Below are 12,303 nucleotides of genomic sequence, written 5' to 3'. Positions count from 1 at the left end.
GCACCGCACGGCACGGCACGGCACAGCGGATGGCACGGCACGGCTGGCAATGGCTGGAACGGCTGAAAGGTAAGGCTGACGGCAGACATGGCTCTCACCCAGTCCGACATCGACCGCGAACTCGCCCACATACGGGAGTCGTACGACACGGCGCGCGCCGAAGGTGCTCCCGCCGCCGACCATCCGCCGCGCGACTTCCCCCCGTACCGCAGCAGTGTGCTGCGCCACCCCCAACAGCCGCTGGTCGCGGTCCACGGCGACCCGGAGACCGTGGAGCTGCACACCCCCGTCTTCGGCCACACCGACATCACCGCGATCGACAACGACCTCACGGCACAGCACCAGGGCGAACCGCTCGGCGAGCGCATCACCGTCTCCGGACGGCTCCTGGACAGCCGGGGCCGCCCCGTCCGCGGCCAGCTCATCGAGCTGTGGCAGGCCAACGCGTCGGGCCGCTACGCCCATCTGCGCGATCAGCACCCCGCGCCGCTCGACCCCAACTTCACCGGTGTGGGGCGGACGTTGACCGGCGACGACGGCTCGTACCGCTTCACCACCATCAAGCCGGGCGCCTATCCGTGGCGCAACCACGAGAACGCGTGGCGCCCCGCGCATCTGCACTTCTCCGTCTTCGGCTCGGCGTTCACCCAGCGCCTGGTCACCCAGATGTACTTCCCCGGCGATCCACTCTTCGGCTACGACCCGATCCTGCAGTCGGTGACGGACCCGTCGGCGCGGCAGCGGCTGGTCGCGGCGTACGACCACGCGCTGTCGCAGCCGGAGTGGTCGCTGGGCTACCGCTGGGACATCGTGCTGGACGGGCCGTCCGCCACCTGGATCGAGGAGGGCCGCTGATGGCCGAGAGGCTCGTACCCGGCGAGAAGCTCGTACCCGAGCAAGGGCTCGCACCCGAGCAGGGGCATGCACCGGAGCGAAGGCTCGCGCCCACCCCCTCCCACACCGTGGGCCCCTTCTACGGCTATGCCCTGCCCTTCCCCGACGGCGGCGAGATGGCCCCCGCGGGCCACCCCGACGCCCTCACCCTCCACGGCTACGTCTACGACGGCGAGGGAGCGCCCGTCCCGGACGCGCTGATCGAGCTGTGGCAGGCGGGCCCGGACGGCTCGCTCGCCGGCGCCGGCGGGTCCATGCGGCGCGACCCGGTGACCGGCGGCTTCCTCGGTCGCAACGGCGTGGACTTCACCGGTTTCGGCCGGATCGCCACCGACGCGGACGGCCACTGGACGGCCCGTACGCTGCCGCCGGGCGGCCCGGCCGCGCCCGCCGCCCCGTACATCAGCGTGTGCGTCTTCGCCCGGGGGCTGCTGCACCACCTCTTCACCCGCGTGTACTTCCCCGGGAACGCCGAGGCCAACGCCGCCGACCCGCTGCTCGCCGCGCTGGATCCGGCGCGCCGCGAGACGCTGGTGGCGACGGCGGGGTCCCCGCCGGGGACGTATCGCTTCGACATCCGCCTGCAGGGCGAAGGGGAGACGGTCTTCCTTGAGTTCCGGTAGTTCTCGCCCCTCGGACGGCCATGACGTGGGGCTGCTGTCCCCGGTGCGGGCCGGGTCGGCGGTGGAGGCCGCCACGGGCGACACCGCGTTTGTGCAGGCCATGCTGGACGCGGAGGCCGCGCTGGCGTGCGTGGTGGCACCGGCCGGGGCGGCGGAGGCGGTGGCGGGCGCGGCCCGCGTCGAGCTGTACGACGTACGCGATCTGGCGCTGCGCGCCCGCTCCGGGGGCAACCCGGTCATCCCGCTGGTCGCCGATCTCACGGCGGCGGTGGCCCATACGGACGGCGAGGCCGCGCCGTATGTCCACCGGGGCGCGACCAGCCAGGACATCGTGGACACGGCCATGATGCTGGTGGCCGCGCGTGCGCTGCCGCTGATCGTGGCCGATCTGGACCGTACGGCGGCGGAACTGGCCCGGCTCGCCGCCGCGCATCGCGACACCCCGATGCCCGGCCGCACCCTGACCCAGCACGCCGTGCCCACCACCTTCGGACTGAAGGCGGCGGGCTGGCGAGCGCTCGTCCTGGACGCCCGCGACCGGCTCGCGGCGCTGCGGCCACCCGCCCAACTGGGTGGCGCGGCGGGCACGTTGGCCGCCTTCGGGGAGGGGGCCGGGCTGCTGGCGCGGTTCGCCGAGGCGGCCGGGCTGGCCGAGCCCCAGCTGCCGTGGCACACCCTGCGCACCCCCGTCGCCGACCTGGGCTCGACGCTCGCCTTCACCGTGGGGGCGCTGGGGAAGGTGGCGGCGGATGTGCTGGTGCTGTCGCGGACGGAGATCGGCGAGGTGGCCGAGGGCGCGGGTGGCGGATCGTCCGCGATGCCGCACAAGTCGAACCCCGTACGCGCCACGCTGATGGCCGCCGCGGCCCGTCAGGCCCCGGGGCTCGCCGCGATCCTGCTGGGCGCGCTCGCCGCGGAGGACGAACGGCCGGGCGGGGCCTGGCACGCCGAGTGGCAGCCGCTACGGGAGCTGTTGCGGCTCGCGGGGGGCTCCGCCCGGGACGCGGTGGAGCTGACGTCCGGTCTGAAGGTGTTTCCCGAGCGGATGGCCGAGCATCTGCGGCTGACGGATGGTCTGATCGTGAGCGAGCGGATCGCGGCCGAGTTGGGGGAGGTCGTCGGCCGCGCCCGGGCGAAGGAACTGCTGAGCGAGGCGTCGCGGCGGGTCGCGGAGGGGGGTGTGGGGCTGGCGGAGGCGCTCGCGGGTGCGTTGCCGGCGGAGCGGCTGCGTGAGCTGATGGATGCGGGCGCGTATGTGGGTGCGGCCCCGGCCCTGGTCGACCGTGCGCTGGGGCGCGATGCGTAACGGTTCCGGGCGGCAAGCTCCCCTCCCCGCCCCTTCCCGAAACTGGGGACTCCGCCCCCAGCCCCCCACTCCGGGGACTCCGCCCCCAGCCCCCCACTCCGGGGACTCCGCCCCCGGGCCCCCGCTGGGGCTCCGCCCCAGACCCCGCTCCTCAATCGCCGGAGGGGCTGGATATGCCCCCGGGCCCCAGGTCCAGGGGCGCAGCCCACAGTTTCGGGAAGGGGCGGGGTGGGGGAGAACAACCCGCCGCAAGCGCACCCGCACACCCACCACCCGGAGCACCCCGTGACCGACAACCGTCCGCACCACCACCTCACCGGCCCCACCCACCCCACCCCCGCCCCACCCCTCATCCTCGGCCCCTCCATCGGCACCTCCCTGGCCGTCTGGGAGCCCCAGCTCCCCGCGCTCGCCCGTGAACACCGCGTCCTGCGCTGGGATCTGCCCGGCCACGGCCGCTCCCCCGCCGCGCTGCTGCCCTCCGACGGCTCGGCCGGCGGTTCGGCCACCATCGGCCGGCTCGCCGACCTCGTCCTCCGTCTCGCCGACGATCAGGGGTGGGAACGGTTCGCGTACGCGGGCATCTCGATCGGCGGCGCGGTCGGGCTGTACCTCGCCGCCCACCACCCCGACCGGGTGAGCTGCCTCGCCGTCGTCTGCTCCTCGGCCCGCTTCGGGGACCCCGCCGTCTGGCGTGAGCGGGCCGCGCTGGTGCGGGCCGAGGGGACGGAGGCGATGGTGGCGAGCCGTCCGGGCACATGGTTCTCGCACCACTTCGCCCACACACCCGCCGGCGCCGCGCTGATCGAGGATCTGCGCGCCACGGACCGCGCGGGCTACGCCGCCTGCTGCGACGTTCTCGCCACGTACGACATGACGGCCGACCTGGCGAGGATCACGGCGCCCACCCTCGTCGTGGCCGGTCGCGACGACCCCGCGACCCCGCCCGCGCACGCCCGCCGGATCGCGGACGCGGTGCCCGGCGCGAGTCTGCTGGAGATCGCCGGGGCGGCCCATCTGGCGGGAGTCGAGCGCCCGGAGGCGGTCACGGCCGCCCTGCTCGCCCACCTCACCAGCACGGCGCCACCGCAACCCGGTGACGACGCCTCCCGCCACGCCGCCGGAATGGCGGCGCGGCGGGCCGTCCTCGGGGACGCGCATGTGGATCGCGCGGTGGCCCGGACGACCCCGTTCACCGCCCGCTTCCAGGACTTCATCACCCGCTACGCATGGGGCGAGATCTGGACCGGCGACGGTCTGGACCGGCGGACCCGGAGCTGTATCACCCTCACCGCGCTGATCGCCCACGGCCATGAGGCCGAGCTGGCCATGCACATCCGGGCCGCGCTCACCAACGGGCTGACCCGGGAGGAGATCGGCGAGGTGCTGCTGCAGTCGGCGATCTACTGCGGTGTCCCGGCGGCCAACTCGGCCTTCGCCACCGCCCAGCGCGTCTTCGACGAGCTCGACGCCGACGGCAACGCCGACACCAGCGCCGATGCCGACGCCAGCGCCAACACCAGCCCCCACGTCGACTCAGCGTCACATTCCGGTACCGAAAAGTGACATCCCTTCGCAATACCTCTGTCGTAATCCGCCTCCATCGTTGATCGTTGGGTCGTACGGAGACCGGGAACGGAGACCGGGAGACGAGGGGGCGCACGCCGATGTCCATGAGCCGCCGAAGGCTGCTGGGTGCGGGCGGAGGGCTGGCCCTGACGGGGGCGCTGGCCTCCGCCTGTGGGTCGAACACCGGGCGGGACGGCGATGACCACGCCGGCCAGCCCGTCATCGAGCAGTGGTACCACCAGTACGGCGAGCCCGGCACCGAACAGGCCGTCAGGCGCTACGCCGACGCGTTCGACCGGGCCAACGTCCAGGTGCAGTGGCGGCCGGGCGCCTACGACCAGCAGACCGCCGCCGCGCTGCTCACGAAGTCCGGCCCGGATGTCTTCGAGGTCAACGGCCCGACGCTGGACCAGATCCAGGGCGGTCAGGTGGTCGACCTCACCGATCTCCTCAGCGAGGCCAAGGACGACTTCAACCCGGCCGTGCTCGCCCCGAAGACGTATCAGGGCAAGATCTGGGCCATTCCGCAGGTCATCGACACCCAGTTGTTCTACTACCGCAAGAGCATGCTGGAGGACGCCGGGGTGGAGCCGCCGCGCTCCCTCGATGCGCTGATCGACGCGGCGAAGAAGCTCACCACCAGGGACGTCAAGGGCCTCTTCCTGGGCAATGACGGCGGTCCCGGCGTCCTCGGCGGCACCCCGCTCAACGCCGCCGGGCTCACGCTGGTCACCGAGGACGGCAAGGTCGGCTTCGACGACCCGGCCGCCGCCCGGACGCTCGGCAAGCTGCGTCAGCTCTACGCCGAGAAGTCGCTGCTGCTCGGGGCGCCCTCCGACTGGTCGGATCCGGCCGCGTTCACCCAGGGGCTCACCGCCATGCAGTGGTCCGGGCTGTGGGCGCTGCCGCAGGTGAAGAAGGCGCTGGGGGACGACTTCGGGGTGCTGCCGTTCCCGCAGGACGGGGCGCACGGCGCACCCGCGGTGCCGGTCGGGGCGTACGGGGCGGCGGTCAGCGCCCGGTCCCGGCACAAGGCGGTGGCGAAGGCGTATGTGAAGTGGCTGTGGGTGGAGCGGACCGACTACCAGGAGGACTTCGCGCTCCGCTACGGCTTCCACATCCCCGCCCGGATCTCGCTGGCCACGAAGGCGGCCAAGCTGCGGCAGGGCGCGGCCGGTGAGGCGGTGCGCTACGCCACCGACCACGGCCATGCCGAGCCGCTGCTGTGGACCTCGGCGAGCAGGACGGCCTACCAGGACGCGCTCAGCCGGATCATCAAGGGCGGCGCCGACCCGGACGGCGAGCTGCGGTCGGTGGTCCGCAAGACCGAGGCCGAGCTGCGGCGCGTGCGGAAGAAGAACTGATGCGGGGGCCGCTGACCACCACCACACTGACACGCAAGCTGCTGGGGCCGCAGAACCGCCATCTGTGGTTCTGGATATTCGTCGGCCCCTTCGTCCTGGGGCTGACCCTCTTCACCTATGTCCCGCTGGCCTGGAGCGTGTATCTCAGCTTCTTCGACGCGCACAACACCGTCTCGCCCACGGAGTTCGTCGGGTTCGACAACTACACGGCGATGCTGGGCGACGACGCGTTCACCGGCAGCCTGGTGACGTTCCTGGTCTTCACGGCGTTCATCGTCCCGGCGACCTATGTGCTCTCGCTCGCGCTCGCGCTGATGGTCAACCGGCTGCGCTGGGCACAGGCGTTCTTCCGTTCGGTGTTCTTCCTGCCGGTGGCGTGCTCGTATGTGGTGGCGGCGCTGATCTGGAAGATGTCGATCTTCAACGGGGTGCGCTTCGGGCTGGCCAACACCGTGCTGGACTGGTTCGGCGCCGATCAGATCGCCTGGCTGTCGACCACGGACCCGCCCTGGTACTGGCTGGTCATCGTGACCGTACGGCTGTGGCTGCAGGCGGGGTTCTACATGGTGCTGTTCCTGGCCGGGCTGCAGCGCATCTCGCCCCGGCTCTACGAGGCGGCGGCCGTGGACGGGGCGCGGCCGGGGTGGCAGGTGTTCCGGCACATCACCTTTCCGCAGCTGCGGGCGACCTCGGTCGCGGTGGTGCTGCTGCTGGTGATCAACGCCTTCCAGGCGTTCGACGAGTTCTACAACCTGCTGTCGGACTCGCGTGGCTACCCGCCGTACGCCCGTCCGCCGCTGGTCTACCTCTACTACACGGCGCTGGGCCAGGGGCAGAACCTGGGCCTGGGCAGTGCGGGCGCGGTGATCCTGGCGCTGATCATCGCCGTGGTGACGGTGGTGCAGGCGCGGTGGTTCGGCCTGGGCCGGAAGGAGGACTGATGCGCACTCCCCGTAGCGCTTCCCCGAGCACTCGCCCGGGCACGCGCCCAAACGATCCCCCGAGGCCTCGCCCGGGCATCCCCCCGAACACGCGCGATGTCCGGGACGCCCTCGTCGGCGTGGGGCGCGCCGTGCGGCTGGTGCTGCTGCTCGCGCTCGCGCTGCTCTTCCTGATCCCCTTCTATCTCCTGGTGCGCAACGGTCTGTCGAGCGAGGCGGACATCACCTCGCCGGAGTGGCGGTTCTTCCCGAGCGAGCTGCACTGGTCCAACGTCCGCGAGGTGTTCGACGACCCCAATGTGCCGATGGCGCACGCGCTGCTCAACTCCTCGCTGATCGCGGTCCTCACCACCGTGGGCACCCTGCTGCTGGCCTCGCTCGCCGGATACGGCCTGGCCCGCATCCCGTACGCCTACGCCAATGTGGTCTTCTACTGGATCCTGGGCACCTTGATGGTCCCGGCGGCGGTCACCTTCGTGCCCAGCTTCGTGCTGGTCAGCTCGCTCGGCTGGGTGTCCACCCTGCGCGGTCTGGTGGTGCCGACGCTGTTCAGCGCGGTCGCGGCGTTCATCTTCCGCCAGTACTTCCTGGGCTTTCCGCGGGAGTTGGAGGACGCGGCCCGGGTGGACGGGCTCGGCTACTGGCGCACGTACTGGCAGGTCGTGGTGCCGAACTCCCGGCCGGTCTTCGCGGCGGTCGGCACGATCGTCTTCATCGGCGCCTGGAACTCCTTCCTGTGGCCGCTGGTCATCGGCCAGGACCGGGACGCGTGGACGGTGCAGGTGGCGCTGTCGACGTTCACCACCGCCCAGACCGTCAACATCCATGAGCTGTTCGTGGCGGCGGCGGTGTCGATCGTGCCGCTGCTGGTGGTCTTCCTCGTCCTGCAGCGGCATATCGTCGCGGGCGTCGAGCGCACCGGTATCGACGACTAGGCGCTCCGCGGGATGTGCCGTGATGTGCCGTCGTCCGGCCGCGGCGCCGTCGTGGCTGGTGGCCCACGCGGCGGAGCCGCATATCGACACGGCCGCGGCGGAGCCGCACATCGGCACAGCCCCGCGCCCCTTCGGGGCGCACCCGAACCGCACCGGACTTCATCGAGGCCGCTCAGACGCCGGTCAGTGGGCCGGGCCGCCGTCCGGGGCCGGGCCGTACCGCCGCAGCCAGACCTCGGTCTGGGACAGATGCGAGCTGGCGGCCGCGGCGGCGGCCGCCGGATCGCGGGCGGCCACGGCGTTGATCAGCGCCTCATGGCCGAGGTCGCTGGCCAGCCGGATGGTCTCGGCCTCGGGGGCGCCGTAGATGCTGTAGTGACTGCCCCGGGCGCGCAGCACATCGGCGAGGGCGGCCAGCGCCTCATTGCCGCCGGCCTGGCAGAGGGTGGAGTGGAACTCCCGGTCCAGCGCATGCCGTTCCGCCTCGTCCTCGGAGGTGGCCAGCCGCTTCTGCACCTCGCGCAGCCGGGCGAGCACCTGCTCGTCGGCGCGGGCGGCGGCCAGCGCGGCGGCCTGGGCCTCCAGGGGGCGGCGTACGTCGAACAGCTCCAGCAGTCCATCGAGCGGCAGGACGTCCACGGTGGCGGCGAATCCGGCCAGCATCTGCCCGGGGCGCAGCGCCGATACGAAGGTGCCGGCGCCGTGGCGGGACTCCAGCATCCCGAGGGCGGCGAGCGAGCGCACGGCCTCGCGCAGCGAGCCGCGCGAGACGCCGAGCCGCGCGCAGAGCTCGGGCTCGGCGGGGAGCTGCCGGCCGGGCGCCAGCTCACCCTTGGCGATCATGGCGCGCAGCCCGTCCGCCGCCTCATCGGTCGCGGCCATCCGGCCACCCCTTCCTGCCCGCCCGTTCCTGACCGCTCGGGCTCAAGTCATTAGATGACTCCATGCTACCGATCGGCTTCGTTACGCCCATTTTACGTCAAGGGCCTGTTCAGACCGGCGCGATCCCTCTACGGTTCCCGGGAGCTCGATGAAGTCATCGGACAACTCGTCGGACGACTCGTTCCGATACGTCATCGCACGAGTCGTCGGACAACTCACGCACCTCCCTCAGTGAACCAGGAAGGGACCCATGACCGCCGCCCCGTCGCACTGGACGCTCGATCCCTCGGTCGGCCATCTCAACCACGGCTCGTTCGGCGCCGTGCCGCGCACGGTTCAGGACGCCCAGCGGGCGCTGCGCGAGGAGATGGAGACCAACCCGGACGCGTGGTTCCGCGAGCTGCCCGAGCGGGTGGGCCGGGCGCGGGCCGCCGTGGCGCGGTTTCTGCGGGTCCCGGCGGAGCACACCGCACTGGTGGCCAACGCCAGCGCCGGGGTGAGCACCGTCCTGGGCTCCCTGGCGCTGCCGCCCGACGCCGAGGTACTGCTGACCGATCACACCTACGGCGCGGTGGCGATGGGCACGGCACGGGCCGCCGAGCGGGCCGGGGCCCGGGTGCGGACGCTGCACATCCCGCTGGACGCGACCGCCGAGGAGATCGCGGCCGTCGTCGAGGGGGCGCTGAGCGAGGTCACCGCGCTGGTGGTCGTGGACCAGATCACCTCGCCCACCGCCCGGCTCTTCCCCGTGGCGGAGATCGCCCGGCTGGCCCACGCGGTCGGGGCGAAGGTCCTGGTCGACGGCGCGCACGCGCCCGGCATGCTGGCCGATCCGGTCGGCCTGTCCGGGGCGGCCGACTTCTGGGTCGGCAATCTGCACAAGTGGTGCTGCGCGCCGCGCGGTACGGCGGCGCTGGTCGCGCGCGGCCCCGACGCCCAGGACCTGTGGCCGCTCACCGACTCCTGGGGCACCCCGGACCCCTTCCCCCAACGCTTCGACGTCCAGGGCACCTTGGACCTCACCGCCTGGCTCGCGGCGCCGCGCTCGCTGGAGTTCGTCGAGGAGACGTACGGCTGGGACGCCGCCCGCGAGCGGATCTCCAAGCTGGCCGAGGTGGCCCAGGGGCTGCTGGCCGACGCCCTGGGCGCGGACCTGACCGCCGTCGGGGGCAGCGAGGCCCCGGCGATGCGGCTGGTCCCGCTGCCCGCCGGGCTCGCCACCGACCACGAGGCCGCCCATGTGCTGCAGCGCGCGATCGCGGCCGGCACCGGCTGCGAGACCGCGATCACCTCCTGGGACGGGCGGGGCTTCCTGCGGCTCTCGGCCCATCTCTACAACACCGTCTCCGACTACGAGCGACTGGCCGAGCGCCTGCCCGAGGTGCTCAGGGCCTGAGCGGCCTCGATGAAGTCCCGCGCGGTTCGGGTGCGCCCCGAAGGGGCGCGGGGCCGTGTCGATATGCGGCTCCGCCGCGTGCGCACGACCAGCCACGACACAGCCGCGGATGAACGACCGCACCTCGCGGCACTTCCCGCGGAGCGCTAACGCAAGGGCCCAGCGAAGGAGTGACCACCGCCATGCGCAACAAATCCATCGAAGCCACCATCGAGGACGCCGCGAGCCCGGAGACGCGGCTGGCCCGCGCCCTGGGCCCGCTCCAGCTCACCCTCATGGGCATCGGCGTCACCATCGGCGCGGGCATCTTCGTACTGACCGGCACCGCGGCCGCGAACTACGCCGGGCCCAGCATCGCGATCTCCTACACCATCGGCGCGGTGGCCACGGCCCTGGTGGCGCTGTGCTACATGGAGTTCGCCAGCACCGTCCCGGTCGCGGGCAGCGCCTACACCTTCGCCTATGTCTCGCTCGGGGAGCTGGTGGCCTGGCTCATCGGCTGGGACCTCATCCTCGACATGACGATGGGCGCGGGCGCGGTGGCCAGTGGCTGGTCGCAGTACGTCACCGACTTCCTGGCGACCTTCGACGTCCACCTCCCGGCCTCCGTCTCCGGCCCGGACGCCGCCGTCAACATCCCGGCGGTGCTGGTCATCCTGGTGCTCACCGCCATCCTGGCCTCCGGGGTGCGCACCACCTCCCGGATCAACACGGCGATGACGGTGGTGAAGCTCGTCGCCATCGTCATCTTCCTCGCGATCGGGGTGACGCACATCGACGCGGCCAACTGGTCGCCGTTCATCCCGGCGTCCCAACCGGTGGGCGGCGACGGCGACATGTGGGAGCAGCCGCTGCTGGGGTGGGCCGGTCTCGGCGCGGACGCCACGTTCGGCATGGCCGGGATCCTGACCGGTGGCGCGATCATCTTCGGCGCGTACTCCGGCTTCGACATCATGGCCAGCAACGCCGAGGAGGCCAAGCGCCCGCAGCGCACCCTGCCCATCGCGCTGCTGTCCACCGTCGCCGTCTGCGCCGTGCTCTACGTCGCCGTCGCGCTGACCGTGACCGGGATGCAGCACTACTCCAAGCTGGACAACGCCGCCCCCATCACCGGCGCGCTGAAGGCGGCGGGCGCGGACTGGGCGGTGCGGATCGTGGGCATCGGCGCGATCTGCGGGCTGACCACGGTCGTGATGATCATGCTGCTGGGGCAGAGCCGGGTGTTCCTCGCGATGAGCCGCGACCGGCTGCTGCCCGAGTGGTTCTCCCACGTCCACCCGGTCACCCGCAGCCCGCGCCGGATCACCTGGACCCTCGGGCTGCTGGTCGCGTTCATGACGGCGGTACTGCCCATCGGGGACCTCGCCGAGCTGGGCAACATCGGCATGCTGACCTCTTTCATCGTCGTCTGCGTCGGCGTGGTCTACCTGCGCCGCTCCCGCCCCGACCTGCGGCGCGGCTTCCGCACCCCATGGGTGCCGGTCGTGCCCGCCGTCGCGGTGCTGCTGTGCCTGCTGCTGGTGGGCAATCTGCCGCTGATCACCTGGGCCCGGTTCCTGGGCTGGATGGCGGCCGGACTGCTGATCTACCTGTGCTGGGGCCGCCGGCACAGCAAGGTGGCCACGGGCGAACTCGCCGCGGGAGCCACACCGGGGACGGCGGAGGACCACGCGATGGCCGAGGGCCGAAAGGCCTAGCCGCGGCGGACGCTGAGGGCGACGACGGAGACGAGGAACCAGAAGGCGCCGAAGGCCGAGTATCCGGCGACGGTGGACAGGCCGCTGGTCGCCGAGGCGGACATGGCGGCGGTGGCGGCACCGGCGAGGACGGACTGTCCGCCGCTGATGATCATGGGCCACTGGCCGCCGACGGTGCGCCGGCGCCGGACCGCCACGACGAGCTGGATCGCCCCGGCGAGGAGGGCCCAGACGCCGAACACGAGAAGGGCCGTCCCGATGGTGGAGAAGACGGCGATGAGCATTCCGGCGGTGGTGGCGAGGCCGAGAGCGATGTTGATCGTGCTGACGCGGTTCGTGGCGCCGGTGGCGGCCATCCGCCGCTCGAGGAGCGTGGCGATCACGTCCCACAGGGGGTAGACGACGAGCAGCACGGCCGCGATCACCGTGGGCCTGTCCTTCGACACGAGCGAGGCGGAGGTCGCGAGGACGAGTGCCACCCAGATCAGCGAGAAGGCGATGCGGATCAGATAGAGCGATCGGAGCCCGGAGGGCGCCGTCGTGGTGCTGGTCGTGGACGTGGCCGGAGTTTCGGTGGTGTGAGTCATCGGGTGTCCCGTTGTGATCGTGACGATGTGAGACGGTCGCCTCGATGAGGAGTCTCAGCGGTCTCGGCAGGCGCGATGTACTTCGATCGAAGTAGTTCTGCCATCCGCT

Annotated in this window: 11 protein-coding genes; 9 read left to right on the top strand and 2 right to left on the bottom strand. The window is 72.2% G+C overall.

Translation table 11 applies throughout. From position 1 onward, the window contains the following. The first annotated feature begins 87 nt into the window (after nucleotides 1–87). The 7 genes from pcaH (at nucleotide 88) to J8403_RS28920 (ending at nucleotide 7,632) form a co-directional block, all read left to right on the top strand. The gene (pcaH, locus tag J8403_RS28950; protein ID WP_211125727.1) at nucleotides 88–855 is read left to right on the top strand and encodes a protocatechuate 3,4-dioxygenase subunit beta; all 768 of its coding nucleotides are present in this window, start codon (nucleotides 88–90) and stop codon (nucleotides 853–855) included. Then, on the top strand, nucleotides 855–1,517 hold the full coding sequence (gene pcaG, locus J8403_RS28945; RefSeq protein ID WP_246586035.1) for a protocatechuate 3,4-dioxygenase subunit alpha: 663 nt from the start codon (nucleotides 855–857) through the stop codon (nucleotides 1,515–1,517). The genes pcaH and pcaG overlap by 1 nt, the downstream gene beginning before the upstream one ends. Further along, a complete protein-coding gene (pcaB, locus tag J8403_RS28940; RefSeq protein ID WP_246586034.1) occupies nucleotides 1,504–2,823 on the top strand; it encodes a 3-carboxy-cis,cis-muconate cycloisomerase in 1,320 nt (439 codons plus the stop codon). Before pcaG ends, pcaB begins: the two co-directional genes overlap by 14 nt. Nucleotides 2,824–3,108: 285 nt before the next feature. Continuing rightward, complete coding sequence (pcaDC, locus tag J8403_RS28935) at nucleotides 3,109–4,389, top strand: bifunctional 3-oxoadipate enol-lactonase/4-carboxymuconolactone decarboxylase PcaDC (protein WP_246586033.1); 1,281 nt, start codon at nucleotides 3,109–3,111, stop codon at nucleotides 4,387–4,389. A 101-nt stretch (nucleotides 4,390–4,490) separates the two neighbouring features. After that, on the top strand, nucleotides 4,491–5,756 hold the full coding sequence (locus tag J8403_RS28930) for an ABC transporter substrate-binding protein (protein ID WP_211125726.1): 1,266 nt from the start codon (nucleotides 4,491–4,493) through the stop codon (nucleotides 5,754–5,756). Then, nucleotides 5,756–6,697, top strand: coding sequence for a carbohydrate ABC transporter permease (locus J8403_RS28925; protein ID WP_211125725.1), 942 nt, complete (start codon nucleotides 5,756–5,758; stop codon nucleotides 6,695–6,697). Before J8403_RS28930 ends, J8403_RS28925 begins: the two co-directional genes overlap by 1 nt. Continuing rightward, nucleotides 6,697–7,632, top strand: coding sequence for a carbohydrate ABC transporter permease (locus tag J8403_RS28920; RefSeq protein ID WP_246586032.1), 936 nt, complete (start codon nucleotides 6,697–6,699; stop codon nucleotides 7,630–7,632). The genes J8403_RS28925 and J8403_RS28920 overlap by 1 nt, the downstream gene beginning before the upstream one ends. Nucleotides 7,633–7,815: 183 nt before the next feature. Here J8403_RS28920 and J8403_RS28915 read toward each other — a convergent pair whose 3' ends face one another. Then, nucleotides 7,816–8,514 (bottom strand): FadR/GntR family transcriptional regulator, encoded by a 699-nt coding sequence (locus tag J8403_RS28915; protein ID WP_211125724.1) that lies wholly within the window; start codon nucleotides 8,512–8,514, stop codon nucleotides 7,816–7,818. A gap of 250 nt (nucleotides 8,515–8,764) precedes the next feature. Here J8403_RS28915 and J8403_RS28910 point away from each other — a divergent pair, with 250 nt between their 5' ends. Further along, a complete protein-coding gene (locus tag J8403_RS28910; protein WP_211125723.1) occupies nucleotides 8,765–9,910 on the top strand; it encodes an aminotransferase class V-fold PLP-dependent enzyme in 1,146 nt (381 codons plus the stop codon). 182 nt (nucleotides 9,911–10,092) lie between these two features. Further along, nucleotides 10,093–11,607 carry an APC family permease gene (locus tag J8403_RS28905; protein ID WP_211125722.1) on the top strand — a complete coding sequence of 505 codons (1,515 nt, stop codon included), beginning with the start codon at nucleotides 10,093–10,095 and terminating at the stop codon, nucleotides 11,605–11,607. Here the strand turns inward: J8403_RS28905 and J8403_RS28900 are convergent. Next, a complete protein-coding gene (locus tag J8403_RS28900) occupies nucleotides 11,604–12,194 on the bottom strand; it encodes a DUF308 domain-containing protein (protein WP_211125721.1) in 591 nt (196 codons plus the stop codon). The two genes, J8403_RS28905 and J8403_RS28900, sit on opposite strands and share 4 nt — an antisense overlap. Nucleotides 12,195–12,303: the final 109 nt, after the last annotated feature.

Origin of the sequence: Streptomyces yatensis (assembly GCF_018069625.1) — a bacterium.
GTDB classification, from domain to species: domain Bacteria; phylum Actinomycetota; class Actinomycetes; order Streptomycetales; family Streptomycetaceae; genus Streptomyces; species Streptomyces yatensis.
The sequence above is the reverse complement of the archived record's forward strand: the minus strand, read 5'-3'. Positions and strand labels throughout refer to the sequence as shown.